A 26,511-nucleotide genomic window follows, 5' to 3' on the forward strand; every position below is an offset into this window, starting at 1 on the left:
CACCGAAGCGGGCGCGTGGTTGAGGTCGGAAGTTGACGAAGTTTACGCTACGTCCACGCCAGAATCACTGCATGTCGGCTACTTTTGGCGGCGCAGCGGCTCGGCCGGAGAACGTGGGGCAGGAGCTGTGAAGCTGGGTCATTCCGGCGGCATAGCGACGCAAGCAGGCTGTAGGACAGCGAAACGGCTGGTTAGGCCTTAACTCATAGAAGTCGCTTGTTGGCTCACGCCCCAGTTGCAGACATTCGCCGACCCTGACATTCTGCCGCGGAAAGCGGTGAGGGATGCCGGGTGCCCATAGCTTCCTCTTGGAGCGACGTGCTGTTTCTCCTTGTCGCTGCCACAGTGGTTCTCGGTGCGACGGCGCTTGCAGTTCGTCTATTCGGACGCAGATTAGCGAAGCGTAGCCGCGCTCTCGCCGTCGTCATCTGCGCACTGGCGCCGCCGGTGTTGATAGCTGCAATAGCGGCGCTTCTCCTCGCTAAAGCGCCTCAAGGGCCTCCGCCGAACGATGGGCCTGCTATGCTGTTCATAGCGCTCATGACACTCGCGCTACTTTCGTCTGTCGTGAGCGTCCCGGCCAGTGTGCTGCTGATCCGCAAGGCCAAATAGGACAACGTCCGCTTTCCACCAACTTCGGGCGTTGAGCCCTCCCGCCGATAGCGGTTGTTTATGGGGTCACCTCCTGGCCGGGAAGACCGATTAGGCTGATCTCCCGCCCGTAATCCGCCTCAGCCCGGTGTGTGGCGCGGCGATAGCTGTAGAACCGCGCTTCATCCGCATAGGTGTCGAGGCCGAGCGCCTCGATCCGCGTCACTCCGGCCGCCGCCAGCCGCCCGGCGACGAAGCCCTCCAGGTCGAAATGGTGGTGCCCGGCGCGGCCGTCCGCGAAGAAGCGCTCGTTCTCCGCATCGGCCTCGCAGAAGCGGCGGAAGAAGGCCTCGTCGACCTCATAGGAGGTGCGCGCGATACAGGGTCCGATCGCCGCCGCGATCCGGCCGCGATCCGCGCCGAGTGTCTCCATCAGCGCGACGGTCGCGTCCACGACCCCGCCGATGGCACCCTTCCACCCGGCATGGGCGGCCCCGACCACGCCCGCCGCCCGATCGGCGAGCAGCACCGGCGCGCAATCGGCGGTGAGGATGCCGAGGAGGATGCCCGGCCGGTCGGTGACCAAGGCGTCGGCATGAGGGCGTGCGACATCCGGCCCGGCCTCGGCGATGACGGCGGTGGCGGAATGGACCTGATGGACGGTGACCAAGGTCGCGCCCGGCAGCACCGCGCCCGCCGCACGCCGCCGGTTCTCGGACACGGCGACGGGATCGTCCTTTGATCCAAGGCCGACGTTCAGCCCCGCGACCACGCCTTCCGACACCCCGCCGCGCCGGCCGAGAAAGCCGTGCGGCAGGCCGTCGAGCAGGCCGGAGCGGATGACCTCTACCCCGCTCACAGTTCAAGCCGCATGATGAGGTCGCGGTCGATCTTCTTGCCGACGGGGAAGTCGTAATCGCCGACATGGACGAAGCCGGCCTTCTCGTAGAAGCGCTTGGCGCGCGGGTTGTTCTCCCAGACTGTCAGGTAGAGTGCCGTCGCACCACCGGCCCTCGCGTTCTCCACCGTCCAGTCGAACAGCACCCCCGCGATGCCGGTGCCGTGATGCGAATAGGCGACGTAGAGCTGGCTCAGCTGCGCCGCGCAGGCGGGATCGATGCCGGGCAGCCAGATGGGGCTGAGCTTGGCGTAGCCGACGATCGTCTCGCCTTCGGTGGCGACCCGGAAGCGGTGGGCGGGATCGGCGAGGTGACGGGTCAGCTCGCCCGTCGGCCCGTAAGCCTCCGCCAGATAGGCGTTGAGATCGTCGGCCTCGTAAGACCAGCCGAAGGTCGGCATCCACGATGCGACCGCCATCGCGTCCAGCGGCACGGCGTCGGCGGGCGTGGCGTCGCGGTACTCGATCATGCCGCGAATCCCGCCGGGGCTGGCCAGCCGGGTGCCGCGACGCCCAGCACCTTGAACAAGGTTCCCATCTGCTCCGGCCTCGACAAACGCGCGGCGGCGGCGGCGATCTCCGCCGCGCGGCCCGGCTGCGCACGGGATAGCGCCTCGGTCCGCGCGCTGAGGCCGAGCGCCTCCAGCCAGACACCCTGATCGGCCGGGCCGAAGGCGTGGCACCCTTCGGCCTGAGCCGCAGCGGCGAGCGTGGCGAAATCGACATGGGCCGTCAGGTCGACCTCGCCCGGCGTGTCGAAGGGGTTGGCGAAGGCATGGCCGCGCACCGCCTGCAAAGTGTCGCCGATCGCCGGCCCCTCATAGCCATAGTCGATCGCCAGCATCGCGCCGCCTTGTGCCCGCAGCTTTCGGGCAAGCCCGCGCATCACGGCGACGGAGGCGGGGCTGGTCTCTATCACGCTTCCCGCCGGCGCGTCGCGCAGATCCTCCGGCACGATCGTGTCGACGGTCTCGCGGCCGGCGACAGGGAGGAAGAGGAGGTCCTGGCACGCCACCCGCCGCTCGACCCAGCCCTCGCCACGCTTGACGATCTGGACGATGGGCAGCGCGTCGAAAAACTCGTTGGCGACGATCAACAGCGGCGCGTCGGGCAGGCTGTCGATCGTGTCGTGCCATGTCGCCCCGGGCACCCGCTCGGCCTGAGCCTTGCGCAGCACCGGGCTGGTCTCGACGAAATGCACCTCCGGCGTGAGTCCCGCCTTCGCCATTACCCGCAACGCATCGGCGGCAAGCGTTCCTCGCCCCGGCCCAAGCTCGACGTAGACCGCATCTTCTGGCGATCCGGCGCGCGCCCAGACATCGGCAAGCGCCGCCCCGACCAGCTCCCCAAACATCTGACTGATCTCGGGCGCGGTGGTGAAATCCCCAGCCGCGCCCAGCGGATCGCGCGTGGCGTAATAATGCGCGTTCGCCGCCGCCATGAACTGCGACACCGGGATCGGCCCGCCTAGCGTGATCGCCCGGGCGAGCCGCTCGGGCAGAGGCGCGTCTTCGCTCACGCCACGCTGTCGCCGCCGGCGATCGGCTCGACGCGCTGGCGGCGGCCCTTGGCGGTTGCCATGAAGTATCCGCCGACCAGGATCATCGGCACGCAGAGCGTCTGCCCCATCGTCAGCCCCCAGCTGAGATGTTCAAGGCCGGCATCCGGCTGGCGGAACAACTCCACGATGAACCGCGCCACCCCGTAGAACAGCAGGAACGCGCCGGTCAGCTTGCCGGGCTGGTAGCGGGCGTCGGTGCGCCAGAACAGGAACCAGAGGATCAGGAACAGCACCGGCCCTTCCAGCGCCGCCTCGTAGAGTTGGCTGGGGTGGCGCGGAATGCCATCTTCCGTGCGCGGAAAGACGATCCCCCAGGGCACGGTGGTCGGCCGGCCCCAAAGCTCCCCGTTCACGAAGTTCGCCAGCCGGACGAAGAACAGCCCGAACGGCACGCAGCAGGCGACATAGTCCGGCACGCGCAGCCAGTGCAGCCGTTCCTTTCGGGCGAGGAGGAGCATGGCGATCGCGACCCCGATCATGCCGCCGTGGAAGGACATGCCACCCTCCCACAGCTTGAAGATCTCCAGCGGGTTACGCAGGATTTCGGGGCGGTAGAACAGTATGTAGCCGATGCGCCCGCCCAGGATGATGCCGAGCGTCACGTAGAAGACGAGGTCGTCGGCATGACGCCGCGCCATCGGCGCGCCGGGCCGGGCGAGCAGCTTCAGAAGATACCACCAGCCGGCGATGATCCCGGCGATATAGCCCAGCGAATACCAGCGGATCTGGAAGAAGCCGAGGTCGAGCGCCACGGGCGAGAAGCCGAGCTGCTCGAACTGGATCGCCTGGGTGAGGCCGAGGAGGTGGATCATGTGGCGGCGCTCCGATGCTCGCCGCTCCATAAAGGGGCGGGCGGGGGAGGCAAGCGGAACCCCTGCTCGCCTGCCTCACGGAGGCACTACGTCCCGCCGCCGTTCGCATAGGGGCTGGCCCCTCCGCAGCCGCGCCCCTATGCACCGCGCCATGGCGATGCGGCGCGGGATCAGCAGGCGGGACGTTCTGGTGGCGGGCGGCGCGGGGGCCGGGCTGGTAGTCGCCTGGACGCTGTGGCCGCGCGAGACGCTGCCCAACCTGACCGCCGCGCCGGGGGAGCAGGTGCTCGACGCCTTCCTGCGGATCGGCGCGGACGGGCGGGTGATCGTCGCCGTTCCGCAGGCGGAGCTGGGGCAGGGGATCTGGACCGCTTTGCCACAGGCGCTGGCGGACGAACTCGGCGCGGATTGGCGGACGGTGGCGGTGGAGCCCGCACCGATCGGGCCGCTCTACGCCAATGACCTGATCCTGAAGGAGAATGGCGCCGGCGATCCCGGCTGGCTGGACGGCTGGCGCAACCGATCGCGCGCGCAGGCAGCAGTGAAAGCGACGGTTGTCGCGACCGCCGGATCGACCTCGATCCGTTCGTTCGAGGCGCGTTTCCGCCATGCAGGCGCCGTTGCGCGAACGCAGCTCTGCCGCGCTGCCGCTGCACGCTGGGGCATCGATCCCGCCGCCTGCGACACCGCGGACGGCTTCGTGGTCCGGGGCGAGGACCGGCTGCGCTTCGCCGATCTGGCGGAGGAGGCGGGCAGGCTCGACCATCCCGGAGATGTCGAACTGCGCAAGGGCGGGGAAGGCGGCCTGTCCGGCCAGCCGGTGCCGCGGCTCGATCTGCCGGGTAAAGTCGACGGGTCCGCGCGCTATGCCGCCGACGTGCGCCTGCCCGGCATGGTCCACGCCGCCGTCCGCATGGGACCCTGGGGTCAGACGACGCTGGCCGGCACCACCACCAAGCCCGCCGATGCGATCCCTGGCGTGCTGGGGATCGTGGAGAACCCCGGCTGGGTCGCGGCGATCGCCAACAACTGGTGGGCGGCGGACCGGGCGCTGGCGGTGATCCGCCCGACCTTCTCGACCGCCGGGCCAATGCCCGACGATGCTGCAATACGCCGCGCTTTCACCCTCGCCTTCGAAGAGCCGGGGGAGCGGGTGCATGAGCGTGGCGAGGGTGCCGACAACCTCTTCGGCGATGGCGTGGTCACCGCCGAATACGCCACCGGCTTCGCACCGCATCTCACCATCGAGCCGCTGACCGCCACCGTCCGCATCTCGGGCGACAGGGTCGAGGTCTGGGCACCGACACAGGCGCCGACAGCTCTACGCGCCGCCGTCGCCGCAGCACTTGCCACCACGCCGGGCCTCGTCACCATCTACCCCGTCGCGGCGGGCGGCGGCTTCGGTCGCAGGCTGGAGCATGAGGCGGCGGTGCAGGCGGCGGTGATCGCCCGCGTGACCGGCAAGCCGGTCCAGCTGACCTGGCCGCGCGAGAGCGAGAGTGTGCGCGGCCGCCACCGCCCGCCCGCCCGCGCGCGCCTTTCTGCCAAGCTGGGCGCAGGTGGAGCGGTCGATACGCTGGTTGCGCGGATCGCCGCGCCGGCGGATGGCGGATTGCTCGCCCGCCTTGCTCCCGAGGCCAGCGGCCGCAGCGATGCGGCGGAGGCGGTTGCGGGTTCCGTGCCTGCTTACGGTATCCCGAACCTGGCGGTCGATCATCACGCCGTGGACACCGGCGTGCCGAGCGGTGTCGGCCACGGCATGGCGCATGGCTACACCGCCTTCTTCACGGAGAGCTTCATCGACGAACTGGCGGCAAAAGCCGGGGTCGATCCCTTCGCCTTCCGGATGCGGATGCTGACCGGACAGCCGCGCCTCGCCCGCTGCCTCGCGACCGTGACGCAGGCGGGCGGCTGGGGCGGTGGCGGGCAGGGGCTCGCCTGCCACAGCGCGTTCGGCAGCCACATCGCCATGCTCGCCGAGGCGCGGATGGAGGGGGAGGCGATCGCGGTCGACCGGATCGTCGCCGCCGTCGATGTCGGCCGCGTCATCCATCCGGACATCGTCCGGCAGGTGATCGAGGGCGGCATCGTCTACGCGCTGGGCAATGCGCTCGGCCGTCCGGTCTCCTATGCGGGCGGGCTCGCCAAGGACCGCAACTTCGACACGATCTGGCTGCCGCGCCTCGGCGACTGCCCCAGCATCGAGTTGACGGTGCTGCCGAGCACCGAGCCGCCGGGCGGCGCGGGAGAATTGGGGGTGCCGCCGGTGGCACCCGCCATCGCCAACGCGTTGTTCGCGGCGGCGGGCAAGCGTATCCGTCAGCTTCCCTTGGGATCAGCGGCATGATCGGCGTCCTCCTCATCAATCTCGGCACCCCCGACGCGCCGGACGCCGCCTCGGTCCGCCGCTACCTGAAGGAGTTCCTGTCGGATCGCCGCGTGGTCGAGATCCCGCAGATCATCTGGCAGCCGATCCTGCGCGGCGCGGTGCTGACCACCCGCCCGGCGAAGTCGGCGGAGGCCTACAAGCTGGTCTGGCGAGAGGATGGCTCTCCGCTCGCCGCGATCACCCGCGCGCAGGCGATGGCGCTGAAGAACGCGTTCGGGCCGGGGGTGCTGGTCGATTATGCGATGCGCTACGGCCGCCCGGCTATCGCGGACGGGATCGCCGCCCTTATGGAGAAGGGCTGCGACCGCATCCTCCTTGCCCCGCTCTACCCGCAATATTGCGCGGCGACGACGGCGACGGCGAACGACGCGGCCTTCACGGCGCTCGCCGCTATGCGCGCGCAGCCCGCGATCCGCACGCTGCCGCCCTATTACGCGGACCCCGTCTATATCGATGCGCTCGCCGCTTCGATCCGAGAGGGTCTCGCCGCGCTCGACTTCGAGCCCGACGCGCTTCTCGCCAGCTTCCACGGCATGCCGGAGCGGACAAGGAAGCTCGGCGACCCCTATCACGACCATTGCCGGGAGACCGCGCGGCTGCTTGAAGAGGCGCTCGGCCGTCCGATCATGACGGTGTTCCAGTCGCGCTTCGGCCGGGCGAAATGGCTCGAACCCGCGACCGACACGACGCTCGCCGAGCTGCCGAAGCGCGGCGTCCGCAGCGTCGCGCTGGTCTGCCCCGGCTTCTCCGCCGATTGCATCGAAACGCTGGAGGAGATCGCGATCCGCGGGCGGGAGACGTTCCTCGAAGCGGGCGGCACCGCCTTCGCCTACATTCCCTGTCTGAACGACAGCGCGGACGGCAACGAAATGTTGCGCGTCATTCTCGCACGGGAACTTGCGGGTTGGCTCCCCGCTACCTAGCCTATGGCCTCAGCCTCAGGAGAAGTTATGGCCCGCATCGCAATCGTCACCGGCGGCACCCGTGGTATCGGTGAGGCGATCAGCCTGGCATTGCAAGCCGAAGGCGCGACGGTGATCGCGAACTATGCCGGCAACGAGGCGAAGGCCCGTGACTTCAGCGAGCGCACCGGCATCGCTACCAGCCGCTTCGACGTGTCCGATCCGGATGCGGTTCAGGCGGCGGTGGACCAGATCGTGGAGAGCCATGGCGAGGTCGACATCGTCGTCAACAACGCCGGCATCACCCGCGACGGCACGTTGCTGAAGATGAGCTACGAGGATTGGAAGGCGGTCATCGACACCAATCTCGGCGGCTGCTTCAACCTCGCCAAGGCGACCTTTTCGGGCATGCGCAACCGGGGCTGGGGCCGGATCGTCAACATCGGGTCGATCAACGGGCAGGCGGGGCAGTACGGCCAAGTGAACTATGCCGCCGCCAAGTCCGGCATCCACGGCTTCACCAAGGCACTGGCGCAGGAGGGCGCGAAGTTCGGCGTCACCGTCAACGCGATCGCACCGGGTTATATCGACACCGACATGGTCGCCGCCGTTCCCGCCGACGTGCTCGGCAAGATCGTCGCCAAGATCCCCGTGGGGCGGCTGGGTCAGGCGGAGGAGATCGCGCGCGGCGTCGCCTTCCTCTGTTCGGAGCGAGCCGGGTTCGTGACCGGATCGACTTTGTCGATCAACGGCGGGCAGCACATGTATTGAGCGGGCCGATCAAGCGATCGGTGATGATCGCCGGCCACGCGACCTCCGTCAGTCTGGAGCCGGTGTTCTGGGACGCGTTGGCCGAGGCGGCGAAGGCGGAGGATCAACCGATCTCCGCCTTGGTCGCACGGATCGACGCCCAGCGGATCGAGCATAAGGACCCCGCAAATCTGGCCAGCGCGATCCGGGTCTGGCTGTTTGAGCGGGCTCGGGCGGTGCGCTAGCTGCCGAGCAGGAGGTCGCGCTCGGCCGCCGTCACCTTGACGATCCAGTCGAGGAAGCATCGGGTCCGCGTCAGGTCGCGCGTATCGCGATGCGTCACCAGCCAGAACGAACGCTGGATGCGGATGTCGGGCAGGATGCGGGTCAGCGTCGGATCGATGTCGCCGATGAAGCAGGGCAGGATTGCGATCCCCGCGCCGGAGGCGGCAAGCTGGTGCTGGGCGTTGATGCTGGACGTGCGCAGATGCGGCTCCAGCCCGACGTCGAGTTCCTCCAGATAGCGAAGCTCGGGCGCATAGATGAAGTCGGGGATGTAGCCGATCAGGCGATGTTGGCGGAGGTCCGCCGCCGTCCGGATCGCGGCACTCGCTTCGACATAGCCGCGCGACGCGTAGAGGCGGAGGCCGTAATCGGTCAGCTTCCGCGTCACCAGCGGCCCCTTGCGGGGGCGGGCGAGGAGGATCGCCACATCGGTCTCGCGCTTGGACGGGCTGAGGAAGCCGCTCGTCGCCACCAGATCGATGTGGATCGAGGGGTAGGCGTCGGCGAACGCATCGAGATGCCGCGCCAGAAACCAGATACCGAACCCCTCCGAGGCGCTGACTCGCACCGTGCCGGAGGGGTCGGGCGTGTCGGCTTCGCCGAGCCGCTGCATGATGTCGTCCATCTGCCCGACCTTGTCGGCGAGCCGCTGTCCCGCCTCGGTCAGGCGCGGGCCGTCGCGATGGCGTTCGAACAGGACCTCGGGCAGCGCCTTCTCGAGTCGCTGGAGACGGCGGCTGACCGTCGTCGCGTCCATGTTCAGCCCGGCGGCGGCCTTGGCGATCTGTCCGGCGCGCGCCACGGCGATGAAGATTCGCAGGTCGTCCCAGTTCATGGACCTGCATTATTGCAGCACTCGCCTGCGCGCAAAGGTCTTGCGGCGCCAGCCGGATAAGCCGAACGGGGACTGAATATCCGTGACGAGAGGACAGCTTTGATGGCTACCGCGCCCCGCGACGTCTCCCATTTCCTCGCCAGTGGCGCGTCCGCCGCACAGGCGGCCCGTTTCAGCGACATCTTCGATCCGAACACCGGCAAGGTGCAGGCGCGCGTCGGTCTCGGCTCGGCCGCCGATCTCGACTCGGCCGTGGCCGTCGCCGTCAAGGCGCAGGTCGGCTGGGCCGCGACCAACCCGCAGCGCCGCGCCCGCGTCATGTTCAAGTTCAAGGAACTGATCGAAAAGAACATGGACGAGCTGGCCCACCTGCTCTCGTCCGAGCATGGCAAGGTCATCGCCGACTCCAAGGGCGACATCCAGCGCGGCCTTGAGGTGATCGAGTTCGCCTGCGGCATCCCGCATGTCCTGAAGGGCGAGTACACCCAGGGCGCCGGCCCCGGCATCGACGTCTATTCGATGCGCCAGCCGCTCGGCGTCGTGTCCGGCATCACGCCGTTCAACTTCCCGGCGATGATCCCGATGTGGATGTTCGGCGTCGCCATCGCAGTTGGCAACGCGTTCATCCTGAAGCCGTCCGAGCGTGACCCCTCGGTCCCGGTGCGCCTTGCCGAGCTGATGCTGGAGGCCGGCCTGCCCGAGGGCGTCCTGCAGGTCGTGCAGGGCGACAAGGAGATGGTCGATGCGATCCTCGACCATCCCGATATCAAGGCGGTCAGTTTCGTCGGCTCCTCCGACATCGCGCATTATGTCTACCAGCGCGGCGTCGCCGCCGGTAAGCGCGTGCAGGCGATGGGCGGTGCCAAGAACCACGGCATCGTCATGCCCGACGCCGATCTCGATCAGGTGGTCAACGACCTCGCCGGCGCCGCCTTCGGCTCGGCGGGCGAGCGTTGCATGGCGCTCCCTGTCGTCGTGCCGGTCGGCGAGAAGACGGCGAATGCGCTCCGTGAGAAGCTGATCCCGGCGATCGACGCGCTGCGCGTCGGCGTGTCCACCGACAAGGACGCGCATTACGGCCCGGTGGTCACCGCCGCGCACAAGGCGAAGATCGAAAGCTACATCCAGATGGGTGTGGACGAGGGCGCGGAGCTGGTGGTCGATGGCCGCGGCTTCAGCCTGCAGGGGCATGAGGACGGCTTCTTCGTCGGCCCGACGTTGTTCGATCAGGTGAAGACCTCGATGCGCTCCTATCAGGAGGAGATCTTCGGCCCGGTCCTCCAGATCGTCCGCGCGGAGAGCTTCGAGGACGCGGTGCGCCTGCCTTCCGAGCATCAGTACGGCAATGGCGTCGCCATCTTCACCCGCAACGGCCACGCGGCGCGCGAGTTCGCGGCGCGCGTCAATGTCGGCATGGTCGGCATCAACGTGCCGATCCCAGTTCCGGTCGCCTACCACACCTTCGGCGGGTGGAAGCGCTCGGCCTTCGGCGACACCAACCAGCACGGCATGGAAGGCGTGAAGTTCTTCACCAAGGTGAAGACGATCACCCAGCGTTGGCCGGACGGCGGCGGCACCGGCGACAGCGCCTTCGTCATCCCGACGATGGGGTAAAGCGATCATCTCCTCCCCGGAACGGGGAGGGGGACCATGCGCAGCATGGTGGAGGGGGCTCTCCGCAGGGGAGCCGGGTCGCTCGCGACACGCCCCCTCCACCACCGGCTACGCCGGCGGTTCCCCTCCCTGTGCCGGGAAGGATATTGTAAGGCCGCAGCATGACCAGCCAGTTCGACCTGACCGAAGACCAGCGCGCCATCCAGGAGATGGCGCAGCGTTTCACCGCCGACGCCATCACGCCCTTCGCGGGCGAGTGGGACGAGAAGCACCATTTCCCGCGTGAGGTGGTGAAGGCGGCGGCCGAACTCGGCTTCGGCGGCATTTACGTCTCTGAAGCAGGCGGCGGCATCGGACTCGGCCGGCTGGAGGCGGCGCTGATCATGGAGGCGATGGCCTATGGCTGCCCCTCCACATCGGCCTTCATCTCGATCCACAACATGGCGGCGTGGATGATCGACCGCTTCGGCGACGACACGGTCAAGGCCAAGTACCTGCCGTCGCTCATCGCCTGCGATCGGCTCGCCTCCTATTGCCTCACCGAGCCGTCCTCCGGCTCAGACGCCGCCGCGCTCAAGACAAAGGCGGTGCTGGACGGCGACCATTACGTCGTCACCGGTTCCAAGCAGTTCATCTCCGGCGGCGGGGAGAACGAGGTCTATGTGACCATGGTCCGCACCGGCGCCGAGGGTCCGAAGGGCATCACCTGCCTCGTCATCGAAAAGGACATGCCCGGCGTCAGCTTCGGCGCGCAGGAGAAGAAGCTCGGCTGGAACACCCAGCCGACCGCGCTCGTCAGCTTCGATGGCGTGCGCGTGCCCGTCGAGAACCGCGTCGGCGCGGAGGGTGAGGGGTTCCGCATCGCGATGATGGGCCTCGACGGCGGCCGCCTCAACATCGGTGCCTGCTCGCTGGGCGGGGCGCAGCGGGCGATCGACGAGTCGGTGAAGTACACCAAGGACCGCAAGCAGTTCGGCCAGTCGATCGCCGACTTTCAGAATACGCAGTTCACGCTGGCCGACATGGAGACCGAGCTGCAGGCCGCCCGCGCGCTCCTCTACCTCGCGGCCGTCAAGGTGACGGAGAACGCCCCCGACAAAACCCGCTTCGCCGCGATGGCCAAGCGCTTCGCCACCGACACCGGCTGGACGGTGGTCGACCGCGCCCTGCAACTGCACGGGGGCTACGGCTATCTGAAGGACTACCCGATCGAGAAGATTCTTCGCGATCTGCGCGTCCACCGCATCCTGGAAGGGACCAACGAAGTCATGAAGATGATCGTCGGCCGCGAAATGGTGCGCCAGTGATGGTGACCGACTGCACGCCGTTCGTGCTGAGCGAAGTCGAAGCGCGGGTTGCTGGCGGCGCTCTTGTGACCCGTCCTTCGACTACGCTCAGGACGAACGGAGGAATGTTGTGAGCGAGGAGAACGCTGCCGAAGTCCTCGTCTCCGTCGATGGCGGGGCGGGGCGGCTTTCGCTGAACCGGCCCAAAGCCATCCATGCGCTGACGCACGGCATGTGCGACATCATGGTGGACGCGCTGCTCGCCTGGCGGGACGATGCAGGCGTCAAGGCGGTGATCGTCGATCATGCCGAGGGGCGCGGCTTCTGCGCGGGCGGGGACATCCGTGTCCTGTCCGAAAGCGCAAAGACCGACGGCGTCGATGCGCTTGCATTCTGGCACCGCGAATATCGCCTCAACCACCTCATGTTCGTCTATCCGAAGCCGATCGTCGCCTTCATGGACGGCATCACGATGGGCGGCGGTGTCGGCATCAGCCAGCCTGCGAAGTACCGGGTCGCAACTGAGCGGACGGTCTACGCCATGCCGGAAACCGGTATTGGCCTGTTCCCGGATGTCGGGGGCGGCTGGTATCTGTCGCGGATGCCGGGGCGGACCGGTCAGTATCTGGCGGTCACCGGCGGCCGCATCGACGGCGCGGACGCGATCGCTTTGGGTGTCGCCACGCACTATATCGAAAGCGACCGCATCCCTGAGGTAAAGGCCGCCATCGCCGCCAACCCGGAGGACGTCGTCGCCATCCTCGACGCGGCCTCAACGACCCCACCTGCGGGCAAGCTCGCCGAAGTCCGTGCCGACATCGACCGCCTGTTCGCCAGCGACCGGCTGGAGGACATCTACGCCGCGCTGGAGGCGGACGGATCGGACTGGGCGGCCAAGCAGATCGCGCTGATGAACACCAAGTCGCCGCAGACGATGAAGGTGGCACTCCGCGAACTGGTCGAGGGCGCGAAGCACGCGGACTTCGCCGACGAGATGCGGATGGAATACGCCGTCGCCTCCCGCGTCCTAATGCGTCCCGACTTCGTCGAGGGCGTACGCGCGGTGATTGTCGACAAGGACAACGCGCCGAAGTGGAACCCGCCGAGCGTTGCCGATACACCCGATGCGCTGATCGACAGCTTCTTCGCGCCGCTTCCCGCGGGCGAGGAATGGACCCCGTTGCCTGAAGCCGGAGCCTGATCCCATGAGCTATGAGACCATCCTCGTCGAAACGCAGGGCGCGGTCACCGTCGTCCGCCTCAACCGCCCGCAGGCGCTGAACGCGCTCAACACGCAGGTCCTGACCGACCTGATCGCCGCCTTCGCCGCTTATGACGCCGATCCGGCGCAGCGCTGCCTGATCCTGACCGGCAGCGAGAAGGCGTTCGCGGCGGGCGCGGACATCAAGGAGATGCAACCCAAGGGCTTCGCGCAGATGTATGCGGAGAACTTCTTCGCCGGGTTCGAGCATGTCACCCGCACGCGCAAGCCGTGGATCGCGGCGGTCGCGGGCTTCGCGCTCGGCGGCGGGTGCGAGCTGGCGATGATGGCCGACATCATGATCGTCGCCGACAATGCGAAGTTCGGCCAGCCGGAGATCAAGCTGGGCGTCGCCCCCGGCATGGGCGGGTCGCAGCGCCTGACCCGCGCCGTCGGCAAGTCCAAGGCGATGGACATGTGCCTGACCGGCCGGATGATGGACGCGGTCGAGGCCGAGAAGGCGAACCTCTGCTCCAAGATCGTGCCGCTTGCCGATCTGTTCGAGGAGGCGCTGAAGATGGCGCAGGCGATCGCCGCCCAGCCGCCGCTCGCCGCCATCGCCAACAAGGAGATGGTCAACGCCGCGTTCGAGACGACGCTGTCGACCGGCATCCTGTTCGAGCGTCGCCTGTTCAACGGCCTGACCGCGACCGACGACAAGGCCGAGGGCATGACCGCCTTCGTGGAGAAGCGTCCGGGCAACTGGACGGGGCAGTAACGCAGCGGTTCGTCATTCCGGCGAAAGCCGGAATCCATTCCGTGCTCCCTCCGATCTGAAGCGGAGCGCGAGTGGATGCTGACTTTCGTCAGCATGACGATCCGGTCTGAAAGACGAACATCAGGAGAGTCATATGGCGAAGATCGGTTTCATCGGGCTCGGCAATATGGGCGGCGGCATGGCCGCGAACCTGGCGGCAAAGGGGCATGAGGTCCGCGCTTTCGACCTCGCCGAAGCGGCGCTGGTCCGCGCTGAGGAGGCGGGCTGCACCCGCGCTGCTTCCGCGCGAGAGGCCGCAACCGGTGCCGACTTCGTCGTTACGATGCTCCCTGCCGGAACGCATGTCCGCGCGGTCTATAGTAACGAGATCATCAACGCAGTGTCCCCCGGTACGCTGCTGATGGATTGCTCGACCATCAACGTCGCCTCCGCCCGCGCGGTGATCGCGCAGGCGGCGGAGAAGGGCATCGCCATGCTCGACGCGCCCGTCTCCGGCGGGATCGCGGCGGCGAACGCCGGCACGCTGACCTTCATGGTCGGCGGCGAAGAGGCGGCGTTCGAAAACGGCAAGCCGATCCTGGAGGCGATGGGCAAGGCCGTGATCCGCGCGGGCGATGCGGGCGCGGGGCAGGCCGCCAAGATCTGCAACAACATGCTGCTCGGCGCGACCATGGTCGCGACGTCGGAGGCGTTCCTGCTGGCGAAGAAGCTCGGCCTCGACCTGCAGACCTTCTACGACATCTCGTCCAAGGCGAGCGGGCAGAGCTGGTCGATGACGAGCTACTGCCCGGTCCCGGGCGTCGGCCCGGAAACCCCGGCCGATCGCGGCTATGAGGGCGGGTTCGCCGCCGCGCTGCAGCTGAAGGACCTCAAGCTCGCCCTTCAGGCGGCGCAGGAAGCGAACGCCTCGGTGCCGATGGGGAGCCTCGCGGAGTCGCTCTATCAGGTGATGGTCAACACCGGCGCGGGTGGCCGCGACTTCTCCGGCATCATCCAGTTCCTCGACGGGGAACTCGCCGCCGCTAAGTGACGGCTGCGGTCACGTCCACGCTCTCCGTCACCCCCGCTTCTCGTCGCGGGTTGCAGAAGGTGGAAGCGCCGGGTCAGCGTATCGGCACTGCACATGCGGCGGTCGGGGGACTTGCGGAAGAAACTTAGCATCCTAAGTTTCGCGCGTGACTCGGCACGAGAAGGAACGGCAGGCGGCGTCCGCCTTGTACCCGCTGGCGCGTCGCTGGCATGCGGCGGCGGATGAGGCGCTCGGCGGGCTCGGTATCAAGTCTGCGGCGGCATGGTGCCTCGTCCACCTCGCACGGCTCGGTCCCGATGTCCGGCAGGTCGATCTGGCCGAGGCGATCGGGATCACCGAGCCGTCGCTCGCCCGCACCGTCCAGCTTGTCATCGCTGACGGGCTGGTCGAGCGCAGCGTCGATCCTGCCGACCGCCGCTCCAGCCCGCTCCGGCTTACCGCCAAGGGCATGGAACTCGCGGCGGTCGCAGAGGAGCGGCTCGCCGCGCTTCGGCGCGAACTGTTGACCGGCATCTCGGACGCGGACCTCGACCGGGTCCTGGGCGTATTCGCTTCGGTCGCCGCGCGGCTCGGCGGCCGGAGGCTGGGGCTATGACCGATCGGTTCGGATGGACGGCCGCGCTCTTCTCGCTGAAGAGCTTTGCCGCCGCCATGCTCGCGCTCTGGCTCTCGCTGCGCATCGGTCTGGAGCGGCCGTATTGGGCGTTCCTCACCGCCTATATCGTCGCCCAGCCGCTCGCCGGGGCGGTGCTGTCGAAGGCGGCGTTCCGCGTCTTCGGCACGATCGCGGGCGCGGCGGCGACGGTGGTGATGGTGCCGACGCTGGTCGACACCCCGGCGCTGCTGGTGGTCGCCCTCGCCTCCTGGCTTGGCCTGTGCGTCTACGTCTCGCTGCTCGATCGCACGCCCCGCTCGTACATGTTCGTGCTCGCGGGCTACAGCACCTGCTTGATCGCGCTGCCCAGCCTCGACACGCCGGGCGAGATCTTCACCATCGCCTCGCTCCGCGTGCAGGAGATCCTGATCGGCATCCTTTGCAGCAGCCTGGTGCACGGCGTCGTCTTCCCCGGATCGGTGACCGACCTGCTCTTCGCCCGGGTCGACGCGATCCTCGGCGATGCCGCCCGCTGGTCACGGGACTCGCTGTCGGGGGAGGGTGGTCCGACCCTCGATGCCGAACGCCGCAGACTGGCGCAGGACGTTACCGAGTTGCACCAGCTTTCCGTCCATCTTCCCTTCGAGACCGCCCGCATCGCGCCGCGCCTCCGCACCGTCCGCGCTCTGCAGGATCAGCTCTCGCTGCTCTTGCCCCTCGCCGCGGCCGTCGAGGATCGCATCGTGCAGCTTGGCCGCGACCTCCCGCCGCCGCTGGCTGAGGTGCTGGCCGACGCACGCGCCCTATTCGACGATGCATCCGCTGCCGACTGGCGTGAGCAAGCGGATGCGCTGATCGCCCGATGCCGCGCGCTGGAACCACCGCTGGAACGGGATCCGAGCTGGACCGAGATGATGGTGCTCAGCCTCGCCAGCCGCCTCGCCGACCTGATCGCGGCCTTCCGCGACTGCCTCGACCTCCGCGCGCAGATGGCCGCGTCGAGCGCCCGCGCGGTCACCCCGCGCGTTGCCGAACTGGTGGGCCTCGCCCGCAACCGTGAACTTCACCGCGACCATCGCGGCGCGCTCGGCGGAGCCGTCGCGGCTGCGGTGACGATGATCGTCGGCTGTACCCTCTGGATCGGCAGCGGATGGCAGGACGGCTATGCTGCCGTGATGATGGCGGGCGTGTTCCTCGCGCTCTTCGCCGCCGTCGACAATCCGGTGGCGCCGCTCCGCGCCTTCCTGATCGGCACCAGCGTCGCAACGGTGCTCGGTGCGATTTACGGCTATGCGATCATGCCCCGGCTCGACGGTTTTCCGATGCTGGCCGCCGCTCTCGCGCCGCCGCTCCTGTGGCTTGGATCGCTGATGACCTCGCCGCGCTGGGGTGCGGTGGCACTTCCGGTTCTGCTCGGCCTCGGCAGCCCGGCGCTGATCTCGGCGCGCTACGTCAACGCGTTCCCCGCCTTCATCAATGGCGCGCTGGCGCAGGTGACGGGCATCTGGTTCGCGATCGTCATGGTGCGCCTGCTGCGCTCGGCGGGCGGTGAGAGCGCGGTCAGGCGGACGATCCGCGCGGGATGGCGCGACATCGCCAATCGCGCGAATCTCGCCGCTCCGCCGGACCTGCGCGGCTGGCTCAACCGGATGCTCGACCGCATCGCGCTCCTCGCCCCGCGCCTCGCCGCGCAGGGAGAGACCGCGCGCCTCTACGACGCGCTCCGTGACCTCCGCACCGGCCTATCGATCGGCGAACTCCGCCAGCTGCGCATCGACCTGCACCGACAGGCCGAGCCGCTGACCCGCGTGCTGGCGGGCGTCAGCGACCATTACCGCCAGCTCGATCCGGCCGCCCCCGCCGCACCCGACGATCGCCTGCGCGGAGACATCAACGCCGCGATGGACGAGCTGCTCGGCGATCCCGACGCACGGGTACGCCGCGCCGCCGCGATCGGCCTCGTCAGCCTGCGCCGCAGCCTCTTCCCGGCGGCGGCCCCGTTCGAACGGGCGGCGGCATGATCGGGGAGGTCGCGATCGGTGGCGTCTTCGTGCCCACGCTCCTCCTGCTCGGCTGCGCGGCCCTGCTGATCACTTTCCTGATCCTGCGCGTGATGAACGCCTTCGGGCTCCACCGCGCGTTCGCCTATCGCGCCGCCGTCGATCTCGCGATCTTCGTCATCGTCCTCGGCGTCCTCGCCGCCTTGCTCCCCAAGTTCGGTATTCAGTCATGAAGAGATTCGTCGCGCCGCTCGCGCGCAGCGCCGCCACCATCGCGATCGTCATCCTCGCCATCCTCATCGCTCTGTGGATGTGGAACCGCTATGAGCGCGATCCCTGGACCCGCGACGGGCGGGTGCGCGCGGATGTGGTGCGGGTGACGCCGGACATCGGCGGGCTGGTGACCAGCGTCGCCGTCCGCGACAACCAGGCCGTGCGCGCGGGCGACCTGCTCTTCGTCATTGATCGCCCCCGCTACTCCCTCGCGCTCCAGCAGGCGGAGGCGCGGATCGCCAGCGCGCGAGCCACGCTCGGCCAGGCCCGGCGCGAAGCACAGCGTGACCTCGCGCTCGGCGACCTCGTCGCGGCCGAGACCCACGAACAGAACGTCGCCCGCGTCACCACCGCGCAGGCGAGCCTCGCCGAAGCGACGAGCGCGCGCGAGGCCGCCGCCCTCGACCTCAGCCGCACCCATGTCGTCGCATCGGTCAACGGCGTCGTCACCAATCTCGATCTTCACCCAGGCGACTATGTCGGCGCGGGGCAGCAGGCGATGGCCCTGATCGACCGCGACAGCGTCCGCGTGGAGGGGTATTTCGAGGAGACCAAGCTCCCCCGCATCCGCATCGGCGCGCCCGTCGCCATCCGCCTGATGGGGGAGGGGCGGGAGCTGCGCGGCCGCGTCGACAGTATCGCCTATGGCATCGACGACGCGACGCGCAGCAATGCGGGCAACCTTCTCCCCAATGTCGACCCCACCTTCTCCTGGGTTCGCCTCGCCCAGCGCATCCCCGTCCGCATCCGCCTGACCGAGGTGCCGGCCGACATCCGCCTCATCGCCGGGCGCACGGCGACGGTGACGATCCAGCCGAGCGGACGATGACCATGCGCGCGATCGGATTGGCGCTGTGCCTCGCGCTCAGCGCCTGCGCCACCGCCGGGCTCGATTACCGTCCGCCCGAACATGCCGCCGCCAACCTGCCCGCCGCGACCGGGCCGTTCGATGCGGCGCGTGGGCCTTCGTTCAGCGCGGAGGAGGCGCCGGACGCCTGGTGGCGGCTCTACGACGACCCCCGTCTCGACGGACTGGTCACCCAGGCGCTCGCCGCCAATGCCGACCTCCGTGCCGCAGACGCCAACCTCACCCGTGCCGAGGCGGTGTTGCGCGAGGTCGCGGCCGGCCGCACCCTGTCCACCAGTATCGGCGGCGGCGCGAGTCTTGACCGGCCGTCGCAGCTCGGCGGCAGCCTGCCCGGCGTGGTCGGCTACAGCCTCGGCCTGTCGCTCGCCTATCCCCTCGATGTCCGCGGGCAGATCTCGCGGGCGATCGAGGCGAGCGAGGGCGACCGGCAGGCCGTCCTCGCCGCCCGCGACTCCGCGCGTGCGACCGTCGCCGCATCGGTGGTCCGCGCCTATGCCAACGTCTGCGGCGCGAACTACAGCCTCGCCGTCAACGCCCGTGTTACCGCCGTGCAGCGCGACACGCTGGCGGCGACCCGCCGCCTCGCGCAAGGAGGACGTGGCACGGCCTTCGACGTCAGCCGCGCCGAGGCTGCGCTCCGCAACAGCGAGGCGGCCTTGCCTGCCTTCGCCGCCCAGCGCGACGCCGCGCTCTACGCGCTCGCGGCCCTGCTCGGCCGGCCGGCGGCCGATTACCCGCGCGAGGTCGCCGCGTGCGCGACCCTGCCGCGCCTGAACCGCGCTTTGCCGGCCGGCGACGGGGCAGGACTGATCCGCCGCCGCCCCGACATCCGCGCGGCCGAACGGACGATCGCCGCCGATACGGCGCGTATCGGGGTGGAGGTGGCGGACCTCTACCCGCAGGTCAGCCTCGGCGGATCGGTGGGGCTGGACGGACCGGTCAGTCGCCTCGGCTCCGGCTCGTCCTTCGGCTTCAGCCTCGGCCCGCTGATCAGCTGGTCCTTCCCCAACCGCCCCGTCGTGCGCGCTCGCATCGCCCAGGCCGAGGCGCAGGTGCAGGGCGATCTCGCCCGCTTCGATGCGACGGTGCTCGGCGCGCTGCGCGATGCGGAGACGGCGCTCGCCACCTATGCCCGCGATCGGGAACGGCTCGACGCTCTCATCCAGGCTCGTGACAGCGCCCAGCTTTCGACCGAGCAGGCCGGCCGCCTCTTCCGCTTCGGCCGCAGCGATTTCCTCTCGCTCCTCGACGCCCAGCGCACGCTCGCAGACAGCGAGGCGCTCCGCACCAGCGCCGAGGTCCAGCTGGTCGATGACGAGGTGCGCGTCTTCGAGGCGCTCGGCGGCGGCTGGCAATAGGACGCGGCTATAGCGCCGGCCTATATCAACATAGCCAGACGGTCCTTCGGTGCCGGCCCCCGAATGGCTACCGCCATATCGAACCATCAGGACGAGGCATGTGACGACAGGGGCTGCGGGGACCATCAACTATCCGATGGAAGGTCTGGTCGTCATCAACCTCACCCAGATCTACAACGGTCCCTATGCCACTTATCTGATGGCGCTCGCCGGGGCGACGATCATCAAGGTCGAGCCGCCGGGCGGTGAGCCGCTGCGCCGACGCGCCGTGGTCGGTGGCGCGGGTCTTCCCTTCGCCATGCTCAACGGCTGCAAGCAGTCGATCATGCTCGACCTCAAGAGCGCCGAGGGCAAGGAGGCGCTGAAGGCGCTCGCCGCCGAGGCCGACGTGCTTGTGGAGAATTTCGCGCCCGGTGCGATGGATCGGCTCGGCCTCGGCAGCGCGACGCTTCAGGCCGCCAACCCGAAGCTGATCTACGCATCCAGTTCCGGCTACGGTCGCGACGGGCCTTACGCGAATTATCCCGCAATGGACCTGACTATCCAGGCGATGTCCGGCGCCATCCAGATCACCGGCTTCCCCGATCAGCCGCCGGTCAAGGCGGGGCCGGCGATTGCCGACTTCTTCGCCGGCATCCACCTTTACGGCGCGATCGCCACCGCCCTCTACGAACGCGAGCGGACCGGCGTCGCGCGCCGGCTGGAGGTGTCGATGCAGGACGCCATCTACGCGTCGATGAGCTCCAATTTCGGCATGCACTGGTTCACCGGCGGCAAGGCCGAGCTGACGCGCACCGGCAACCGCCACGGCGGCCTCGCCGAATGCCCGTACAACGTCTACCCGACGACCGATGGCCATATCGCGCTGATCTGCGTCGGCGATCTTCACTGGCAGGCGCTCTGCCGCGTGATGGGCCGCGACGACCTCGCCCAGCACGAACGCTACCAGACGCTGAAGCTGCGCGTGTCGCATATGGACGAGGTGGACGAAATCATCGGTGCCTGGTCCGCCGGCTTCGACACCGAGACCATCTTTGCATTGCTGATGTCCGCCAAAATCCCCTGCGCGCCGGTTCGCGGGCTGGAGGAGGTCATGGAGGACCGCAACATGCACGCGCGCGGCACGCTCGCCCGCATCCAGCACCCGGAATATGGCGAGATCGTCGTGCAGCGTTCGCCGATGCGTTACGAGGGCGTGGAGGACGTGCCGCTGGAGCCGAGCCACGGACTCGGCGCGGACACGCAGGCAGTTCTGCGCAGCCGCACCAGCCTGGATGAGGCGGTGCTGGACGCGATCGCGCGGGCGGCCGCGCCGAAGGCCTAAACTCCGACGTCCGCCGCTATAGCAACTCGGTATCGCGGCAGAGGCAAATGCTATTTCGCGGCCCTGCCCGCGACCGTCAGAGCGGTGTCGTCCCCCTGACCAGCCCCATCCGGCGAGGTGCCAGCATGATCGATCATCCGTTCCTCGGTAACGCGCCGAAGCAGCTCTTCATCGGCGGTCAGTGGCGCGACGCCGCGTCCGGCGAAACGTTCGACTGCATCAACCCGTCGGACGCATCGGTGCTGGTGAAGGTGGCACGGGGCGGGGCGGCGGACATCGATGCGGCGGTCGCCGTCGCGCGCACCGCCTTCGATAGCGCGTGGCGCGACTGGAAGCCGCTCGATCGCCAGTCTCTGCTCCTCGCCGTCCTCGCCCGCATCGAAGCGCGTTTCGACGATCTCGCCCGGCTGGAGACGCTCGACATGGGCGCGCCGATCGCCCGCACTTCGACCTTCCGGCGCTGGATACGCCAGACCTTCCAATACTATGCGGCGCAGGCGCTGAGCACGCGCGGCGACGTGATGAGCAATTCGGTGCCCGGCGACTTCATGAGCTACTCGCTGAAGGTGCCGCTCGGCGTCGTCGGTGCGATCATCCCCTGGAACGGCCCGCTCATCACCCAGCTGTGGAGCATCTGCCCGGTCCTCGCCACCGGCTGCACCCTCGTCCTGAAGCCTGCAGAGGAAGCGCCGCTCTCGGCCCTGATGATGGCGGAGATCCTGCAGGAGGCGGGCGTGCCGGACGGCGTCGTCAACGTCGTGCCGGGCCCGGGTGCGACCGCCGGTGCCGCGCTTGCCGCGCATACCGGCATCGACAAGATCACCTTCACGGGATCGACCGCCACCGGCCGCAAGATCATCGAGGCCTCGGCCAGCAACATCAAGCGGGTGTCGGTCGAACTCGGCGGCAAGTCCCCCGACATCGTCTTCGACGATGTCGATCTGGAGGCGGCGGCGCGGGGCGCTGCGATGGCCTGTTTCAACAATACCGGCCAGATCTGCTACGCCGGTACACGCCTGTTCGTCCAGCGCGGCATCTACGATCGCTTCGTGGAGGCGGTGGCCGAGGTCGGCCGCTCGCTCCGCGTCGGGCACAGCCTCGATCCGGACACGCAGGTTGGACCGCTTGCCTCGCGCGCGCAGCTCGACAAGGTAGAATCCTATTTCGACGTCGCCCGCGCGGACGGGGCGCGGATCGTCTCCGGCGGCGAGCGGCTGCAAGGCGCGCTCGGCACCGGATTCTTCGTCACGCCGACGGTGATTGCCAACGCGCATAACGACATGCGCATCGCGCGGGAGGAGATCTTCGGCCCGGTGGTGACGGCGATCCCGTTCGATGACGAGAGCGAGGTCGTGAAGCTCGCCAACGATACCGTCTATGGTCTGGGTGGTGGGGTGTGGAGCCGCGATGTCGGGCGGGTCCACCGGGTCGCGCGCGACCTGCGCTGCGGGATGACCTGGGCCAATTGCTACGGTGTCACCGACCCGGGCGTCACCTTCACCGGCGCGAAGCAGAGCGGTTACGGCAACAAGGGCGGCCCCTGGCACCTCGACGAATACCTTCTGAACAAGACCGTCTGGCTCAACCTCGCCTAGGCTCAGGACCCTTTACGACGGCGTGAGCATGTGATTCCAATCGGGTCGGAGGTGAGCCATGTCCGACCTGATGCTGTTGTCGCGCGCACAGATGGCGCGCATCGAGCCGTTCTTCCCGCGCTCGCGCGGGCTGCGGCGGGTTGATGATCGACGGGTGGTGAGCGGGATCGTCTACGTCATCCGCCACGGCCTCCAGTGGAAGGATGCGCCGGCTGGCTACGGACCGCACAAGACGCTGTATAATCGCTTCGTGCGGTGGAGCCGGCTCGGCGTGTTCGAGCGCATATTCGCAGGGCTCGCGGCCGAGGGTGCCCCGCCCGAACGGCTAATGATCGACGCCACCCACCTGAAGGCGCACCGCACGGCGGCGAGCCTTGCCAAAAAGGGGCTGCTCCCCGCTGCATCGGCCGGACCAGAGGCGGGCTGAACTCGAAGCTCCACGCCGTTTGCGACGGACAGGGGCGCCCCGTCGCGATGCTGCTGACCGAAGGGCAGATGAGCGACCACAAAGGTGCTGCCCTGCTGTTGCCGGTCTTGCCGCCTGCCCGCGAACTGCTCGGCGACCGCGGCTACGACAGCAACCGCTTCCGCGCCGCACTCGCTCAACGCGGGATCGCGCCCTGCATCCCGTCCACCCGCTCGCGCAAGGTGCCGATCCCGCACGACACCACCCTCTACCGCCAGCGTCATCGCGTCGAAAACATGTTCGCCCGCCTCAAAGACTGGCGACGCATCCACACACGCTATGACCGATGCGCGCACACCTTCTTCTCGGCCATCTGCATCGCCGCCGCCATCATCTTCTGGCTACCACAATGAGTCCTGACCCTAAGCGCGATTAGCTATATCCGATTGATATGAAGGCAGTCGCCGATCCTAGTTTCGACGCCCCGGCGGCCATGACACGGTGATTCCAGTAGGATGCCAGACCAGCCGAGTGCTGCGGCCTTAGGGCATGAGAGGATCAGAATGTCGCAGTTGAACGCGGTGCAAAGCAAGTCGGACGCGATTTCGGCCGATGTCGTCGTCGTCGGTGCTGGCTTTGCCGGGCTATATCTTCTCCACCGTCTTCGTCAGGCAGGTTTCTCTGCCGTTGTTCTTGAGGCGGGCGACGATGTCGGCGGAACCTGGTACTGGAACCGCTACCCGGGCGCGCGTTGCGACGTGGAGAGCCTGGAATACAGCTATTCCTTCTCCGAAGAGATCCAGTCGGAATGGGAGTGGCAGGAACGCTTCGCCGCCCAGCCGGAGATCCTGTCCTACATCACCCATGTCGCCAAGCGGCTCGACCTCTATCGCGACATCCGCTTCAACGAGCGGGTGAAGTCCGCCGTCTTCGATCGGGGGACGGCGCGCTGGACGATCGCCAGCGAGACTGGCCTCACGCTCGACGCGCAGTTCTTCATCATGGCGACGGGCGCGCTTTCGGCTTCCCGCCTGCCCGACATCGCCGGCCTCGAAAGCTTCGCGGGCGAGGTCTTCCACACTGGTCGCTGGCCGAAGGAGCCGGTCGACTTCACCGGCAAGCGTGTCGGCGTCGTCGGGACCGGATCCTCGGGCATTCAGGCGATCCCGGTCATCGCCCGCGATGCAAAGACGCTGACCGTCTTCCAGCGCACCCCGAACTACTCGGTCCCCGCACGGAACGCCCCGCTCGACCCCGAACATGTGCGCAAGTGGAAGGCGCAATATCCGGAACTGCGGCGGCAGGCGCGCGACACCCGGTCGGGCGTGCTGCACGAATACGGACAGACGCCGGCCAGCGCTGCGTCCCCCGAGGAGCGCGAGGCCGAGTACCGGCGGCGCTGGCTGAAGGGCGGGACGAACTTCCTCTACGCGTACAACGATGTCGGCCGCGATCCGGAGTCGAACGAGGCTGCCGCGAGCTTCGTTCGTGAGCGGATAGCCGAGATCGTCCAGGATCCGGAGACGGCCCGCCTGCTGACCCCGACCGACTACCCGATCGGGGCCAAGCGCATCTGCGTCGACACCGACTACTTCGCGACCTATAATCGGGACAACGTCTCGCTGGTCGACGTGAAGTCCGATCCGATCGCGCGCATCACGCCGACGGGCATCGAACTGCAGAGCGGTGCCCGCCACGAACTCGACATGATCGTTTTCGCGACCGGCTTCGATGCGATGACCGGCGCCGTGCTGGCGGTCGACATCCGCACGACGGACGGCGTTTCGGTCCGGGAGGAATGGCAGGCGGGACCCAAGACCTATCTGGGCCTCGCCGTCGCCGGCGTGCCCAACCTGTTCCTCGTCACCGGGCCGGGAAGCCCCTCGGTCATCAGCAACATGGTTCTCTCCATCGAACATCATGCCGAGTGGATTACGGACTGCATCACCCATCTCCGCGCGCAGGGCCTGAACCTCATCGAAGCGGAGCGGGACGCGCAGGAGGCCTGGGTCGCCCATGTGAACGAGGTCGCGCGCGGGACGCTCTTCGAAAAGGCGAACTCCTGGTATCTCGGGGCGAACATACCCGGCAAGCCGCGCGTCTTCATGCCCTATGTCGCCGGCGTCGATGTCTACCAGCGCCGCTGCAGCGAGATCGCCGAGCAGGGTTATACCGGCTTCGACCTGAGCCGCGTCGGTGAGACGGTGCCCTCGGCGGGATGACCGACGCCTCCGCACTTGCCCTCGTCGCTGACGACCTGAAGGATACGCTCCTCGCGTTGCCCGATCTCGGCGCGCTCGATGCGGAGGGCCTGCCAGGCGTGCGGGCGATGATCGCCGGAACCCCTCCCGTGCTCGGCCTGTCGGATGGCGTCGAGTTGGCCGAGGTGTCGATCCCCGGCGCGGACGGCGGCCAGGTGCCCGCTCTCCTCTACCGTCCCGCCGATCGCGGGGGAGCGGCACCCGCTCTGCTCAACATCCACGGCGGCGGCTATGTCGCAGGCACAGCGCAGCGCGAGGATGCGACCGCGCGGCTGTTCGCGCGCGCGCTTCAATGCGTGGTGCTCTCGCCCGACTACCGCCTCGCGCCCGAACATCCCTATCCTGCGGCCCTTCATGACTGCCAGGCGGCACTGCGCTGGCTGCGGGAGAGTGGGTTCGTGGATCCAACCCGCATCGCCATGCGCGGCGTCAGCGCCGGCGGCGGCCTCGCTCTTGGCCTCGCTCTGCTGGAGCGCGACGAGGGCGCGCCGCCGATCTCGCATCTCCATCTGCTGTATCCCATGCTGGACGATCGCACGGGCGAACACCCGCATAATGGTCGATATGTGTGGAACGCGGCGGCCAACCGCTTCGGCTGGGCCTCGCTACTGGCGGGGCAGGACCGCGCGGCTCCTCCGCCCTATGCCGTTCCCGGCCGCGCAGCCGATGTCTCTGGCCTGCCGCCGGTCTTTCTTGCCGTCGGCGCAATCGACCTCTTCGCAGATGAGGCGCTCGCCCTCGCCAGTCGCCTGATGGCTGCGGGCGTGCCGGTCGAGATGCACCTCTACCCGGGCGCCTATCACGGCTTCAATCTGGTCGAGGGGAGCGCGTCCGCCACGGCGCTCCACCGCGACGGGCTGGCCGCGCTCGCCCGCGCCTTCGAAGAATAGGAGACGGAC

Annotated in this window: 24 protein-coding genes; 19 read left to right on the forward strand and 5 right to left on the reverse strand. The window is 68.4% G+C overall.

Features of this window, described 5'->3' with window-relative positions:
- Nucleotides 1–670 precede the first annotated feature (670 nt).
- From pgeF to lgt, 4 genes are read right to left on the reverse strand one after another with little or no spacing between them, the layout of a single operon-like run.
- Nucleotides 671–1,450: a peptidoglycan editing factor PgeF gene (gene pgeF / locus ACM608_RS04740; RefSeq protein ID WP_419682110.1), complete on the reverse strand. Its 780-nt coding sequence runs from the start codon at nt 1,448–1,450 to the stop codon at nt 671–673.
- Nucleotides 1,447–1,959, reverse strand: coding sequence for an N-acetyltransferase family protein (locus ACM608_RS04745; protein WP_419682111.1), 513 nt, complete (start codon nt 1,957–1,959; stop codon nt 1,447–1,449). The genes pgeF and ACM608_RS04745 overlap by 4 nt, the downstream gene beginning before the upstream one ends.
- Nucleotides 1,956–3,008 (reverse strand): class I SAM-dependent methyltransferase, encoded by a 1,053-nt coding sequence (locus ACM608_RS04750; RefSeq protein ID WP_419682112.1) that lies wholly within the window; start codon nt 3,006–3,008, stop codon nt 1,956–1,958. The genes ACM608_RS04745 and ACM608_RS04750 overlap by 4 nt, the downstream gene beginning before the upstream one ends.
- Nucleotides 3,005–3,862 carry a prolipoprotein diacylglyceryl transferase gene (gene lgt, locus ACM608_RS04755; RefSeq protein WP_419682113.1) on the reverse strand — a complete coding sequence of 286 codons (858 nt, stop codon included), beginning with the start codon at nt 3,860–3,862 and terminating at the stop codon, nt 3,005–3,007. Before lgt ends, ACM608_RS04750 begins: the two co-directional genes overlap by 4 nt.
- 151 nt (nt 3,863–4,013) lie before the next feature.
- On the opposite strand from lgt, the gene ACM608_RS04760 reads away from it, so the two are divergent.
- From ACM608_RS04760 to ACM608_RS04775, 4 genes are read left to right on the forward strand one after another with little or no spacing between them, the layout of a single operon-like run.
- Nucleotides 4,014–6,209 carry a molybdopterin cofactor-binding domain-containing protein gene (locus ACM608_RS04760; protein WP_419682114.1) on the forward strand — a complete coding sequence of 732 codons (2,196 nt, stop codon included), beginning with the start codon at nt 4,014–4,016 and terminating at the stop codon, nt 6,207–6,209.
- Nucleotides 6,206–7,174, forward strand: coding sequence for a ferrochelatase (gene hemH / locus ACM608_RS04765; protein ID WP_419682115.1), 969 nt, complete (start codon nt 6,206–6,208; stop codon nt 7,172–7,174). Before ACM608_RS04760 ends, hemH begins: the two co-directional genes overlap by 4 nt.
- Nucleotides 7,175–7,201: 27 nt before the next feature.
- Nucleotides 7,202–7,924, forward strand: coding sequence for an acetoacetyl-CoA reductase (phbB, locus tag ACM608_RS04770; protein ID WP_419682116.1), 723 nt, complete (start codon nt 7,202–7,204; stop codon nt 7,922–7,924).
- A complete protein-coding gene (locus ACM608_RS04775; protein WP_419682117.1) occupies nt 7,921–8,148 on the forward strand; it encodes a ribbon-helix-helix domain-containing protein in 228 nt (75 codons plus the stop codon). Before phbB ends, ACM608_RS04775 begins: the two co-directional genes overlap by 4 nt.
- Here the strand turns inward: ACM608_RS04775 and ACM608_RS04780 are convergent.
- Entirely contained in the window at nt 8,145–9,023 is an 879-nt protein-coding gene (locus ACM608_RS04780) for a LysR family transcriptional regulator (RefSeq protein WP_419682118.1), read from the reverse strand. The two genes, ACM608_RS04775 and ACM608_RS04780, sit on opposite strands and share 4 nt — an antisense overlap.
- Before the next feature lie 102 nt (nt 9,024–9,125).
- Between ACM608_RS04780 and ACM608_RS04785 the strand changes: the two genes are divergently transcribed.
- The 15 genes from ACM608_RS04785 to ACM608_RS04855 all read left to right on the forward strand — a co-directional run bounded on the left by ACM608_RS04785 (nt 9,126) and on the right by ACM608_RS04855 (nt 26,502).
- Complete coding sequence (locus tag ACM608_RS04785; protein WP_419682119.1) at nt 9,126–10,637, forward strand: CoA-acylating methylmalonate-semialdehyde dehydrogenase; 1,512 nt, start codon at nt 9,126–9,128, stop codon at nt 10,635–10,637.
- 161 nt (nt 10,638–10,798) lie between these two features.
- Nucleotides 10,799–11,944 carry an acyl-CoA dehydrogenase family protein gene (locus ACM608_RS04790; RefSeq protein WP_419682120.1) on the forward strand — a complete coding sequence of 382 codons (1,146 nt, stop codon included), beginning with the start codon at nt 10,799–10,801 and terminating at the stop codon, nt 11,942–11,944.
- Nucleotides 11,945–12,053: 109 nt separating this feature from the next.
- Nucleotides 12,054–13,124, forward strand: a complete 1,071-nt coding sequence (locus ACM608_RS04795) for an enoyl-CoA hydratase/isomerase family protein (RefSeq protein WP_419682121.1) — start codon at nt 12,054–12,056, stop codon at nt 13,122–13,124.
- 4 nt (nt 13,125–13,128) lie between these two features.
- A complete protein-coding gene (locus tag ACM608_RS04800; protein ID WP_419682122.1) occupies nt 13,129–13,902 on the forward strand; it encodes an enoyl-CoA hydratase-related protein in 774 nt (257 codons plus the stop codon).
- Nucleotides 13,903–14,008: 106 nt separating this feature from the next.
- Nucleotides 14,009–14,932 (forward strand): 3-hydroxyisobutyrate dehydrogenase, encoded by a 924-nt coding sequence (gene mmsB / locus ACM608_RS04805; RefSeq protein WP_419685100.1) that lies wholly within the window; start codon nt 14,009–14,011, stop codon nt 14,930–14,932.
- Nucleotides 14,933–15,077: 145 nt separating this feature from the next.
- Nucleotides 15,078–15,527, forward strand: a complete 450-nt coding sequence (locus ACM608_RS04810) for a MarR family winged helix-turn-helix transcriptional regulator (protein WP_419682123.1) — start codon at nt 15,078–15,080, stop codon at nt 15,525–15,527.
- Nucleotides 15,524–17,548 (forward strand): FUSC family protein, encoded by a 2,025-nt coding sequence (locus ACM608_RS04815; protein ID WP_419682124.1) that lies wholly within the window; start codon nt 15,524–15,526, stop codon nt 17,546–17,548. The genes ACM608_RS04810 and ACM608_RS04815 overlap by 4 nt, the downstream gene beginning before the upstream one ends.
- Nucleotides 17,545–17,760, forward strand: coding sequence for a DUF1656 domain-containing protein (locus ACM608_RS04820; RefSeq protein WP_419682125.1), 216 nt, complete (start codon nt 17,545–17,547; stop codon nt 17,758–17,760). Before ACM608_RS04815 ends, ACM608_RS04820 begins: the two co-directional genes overlap by 4 nt.
- Nucleotides 17,757–18,629, forward strand: a complete 873-nt coding sequence (locus ACM608_RS04825; protein ID WP_419682126.1) for an efflux RND transporter periplasmic adaptor subunit — start codon at nt 17,757–17,759, stop codon at nt 18,627–18,629. The genes ACM608_RS04820 and ACM608_RS04825 overlap by 4 nt, the downstream gene beginning before the upstream one ends.
- Nucleotides 18,626–20,026 carry an efflux transporter outer membrane subunit gene (locus ACM608_RS04830; RefSeq protein WP_419682127.1) on the forward strand — a complete coding sequence of 467 codons (1,401 nt, stop codon included), beginning with the start codon at nt 18,626–18,628 and terminating at the stop codon, nt 20,024–20,026. Before ACM608_RS04825 ends, ACM608_RS04830 begins: the two co-directional genes overlap by 4 nt.
- A gap of 100 nt (nt 20,027–20,126) precedes the next feature.
- Nucleotides 20,127–21,350 (forward strand): CaiB/BaiF CoA transferase family protein, encoded by a 1,224-nt coding sequence (locus tag ACM608_RS04835; RefSeq protein WP_419682128.1) that lies wholly within the window; start codon nt 20,127–20,129, stop codon nt 21,348–21,350.
- Nucleotides 21,351–21,475: 125 nt separating this feature from the next.
- Nucleotides 21,476–22,945 (forward strand): aldehyde dehydrogenase family protein, encoded by a 1,470-nt coding sequence (locus tag ACM608_RS04840; RefSeq protein ID WP_419682129.1) that lies wholly within the window; start codon nt 21,476–21,478, stop codon nt 22,943–22,945.
- A 58-nt stretch (nt 22,946–23,003) separates the two neighbouring features.
- Nucleotides 23,004–23,764 (forward strand): IS5 family transposase gene (locus tag ACM608_RS04845; RefSeq protein ID WP_419682130.1). Its coding sequence is split into 2 segments (ribosomal slippage): nt 23,004–23,337 and nt 23,337–23,764, totalling 762 coding nucleotides; the frame shifts between segments, so codons are not numbered across the junction.
- A 150-nt stretch (nt 23,765–23,914) separates the two neighbouring features.
- A complete protein-coding gene (locus ACM608_RS04850; protein ID WP_419682131.1) occupies nt 23,915–25,573 on the forward strand; it encodes a flavin-containing monooxygenase in 1,659 nt (552 codons plus the stop codon).
- Nucleotides 25,570–26,502 (forward strand): alpha/beta hydrolase, encoded by a 933-nt coding sequence (locus ACM608_RS04855; protein ID WP_419682132.1) that lies wholly within the window; start codon nt 25,570–25,572, stop codon nt 26,500–26,502. The genes ACM608_RS04850 and ACM608_RS04855 overlap by 4 nt, the downstream gene beginning before the upstream one ends.
- Nucleotides 26,503–26,511 lie beyond the last annotated feature (9 nt).

This window comes from Sphingomonas sp. ID0503, from assembly GCF_048565625.1.
Taxonomy (GTDB): domain Bacteria; phylum Pseudomonadota; class Alphaproteobacteria; order Sphingomonadales; family Sphingomonadaceae; genus JBLZUR01.

Coding starts and splice junctions, on each gene's coding strand:
- ACM608_RS04745 (WP_419682111.1), bottom strand. CDS start 1,959: ATGATCGAGTACCGCGACGCCACGCCCGCCGACGCCGTGCCGCTGGAC.
- lgt (WP_419682113.1), bottom strand. CDS start 3,862: ATGATCCACCTCCTCGGCCTCACCCAGGCGATCCAGTTCGAGCAGCTC.
- ACM608_RS04760 (WP_419682114.1), top strand. CDS start 4,014: ATGGCGATGCGGCGCGGGATCAGCAGGCGGGACGTTCTGGTGGCGGGC.
- hemH (WP_419682115.1), top strand. CDS start 6,206: ATGATCGGCGTCCTCCTCATCAATCTCGGCACCCCCGACGCGCCGGAC.
- phbB (WP_419682116.1), top strand. CDS start 7,202: ATGGCCCGCATCGCAATCGTCACCGGCGGCACCCGTGGTATCGGTGAG.
- ACM608_RS04780 (WP_419682118.1), bottom strand. CDS start 9,023: ATGAACTGGGACGACCTGCGAATCTTCATCGCCGTGGCGCGCGCCGGA.
- ACM608_RS04785 (WP_419682119.1), top strand. CDS start 9,126: ATGGCTACCGCGCCCCGCGACGTCTCCCATTTCCTCGCCAGTGGCGCG.
- ACM608_RS04790 (WP_419682120.1), top strand. CDS start 10,799: ATGACCAGCCAGTTCGACCTGACCGAAGACCAGCGCGCCATCCAGGAG.
- ACM608_RS04800 (WP_419682122.1), top strand. CDS start 13,129: ATGAGCTATGAGACCATCCTCGTCGAAACGCAGGGCGCGGTCACCGTC.
- ACM608_RS04815 (WP_419682124.1), top strand. CDS start 15,524: ATGACCGATCGGTTCGGATGGACGGCCGCGCTCTTCTCGCTGAAGAGC.
- ACM608_RS04820 (WP_419682125.1), top strand. CDS start 17,545: ATGATCGGGGAGGTCGCGATCGGTGGCGTCTTCGTGCCCACGCTCCTC.
- ACM608_RS04825 (WP_419682126.1), top strand. CDS start 17,757: ATGAAGAGATTCGTCGCGCCGCTCGCGCGCAGCGCCGCCACCATCGCG.
- ACM608_RS04830 (WP_419682127.1), top strand. CDS start 18,626: ATGACCATGCGCGCGATCGGATTGGCGCTGTGCCTCGCGCTCAGCGCC.
- ACM608_RS04840 (WP_419682129.1), top strand. CDS start 21,476: ATGATCGATCATCCGTTCCTCGGTAACGCGCCGAAGCAGCTCTTCATC.
- ACM608_RS04850 (WP_419682131.1), top strand. CDS start 23,915: ATGTCGCAGTTGAACGCGGTGCAAAGCAAGTCGGACGCGATTTCGGCC.
- ACM608_RS04855 (WP_419682132.1), top strand. CDS start 25,570: ATGACCGACGCCTCCGCACTTGCCCTCGTCGCTGACGACCTGAAGGAT.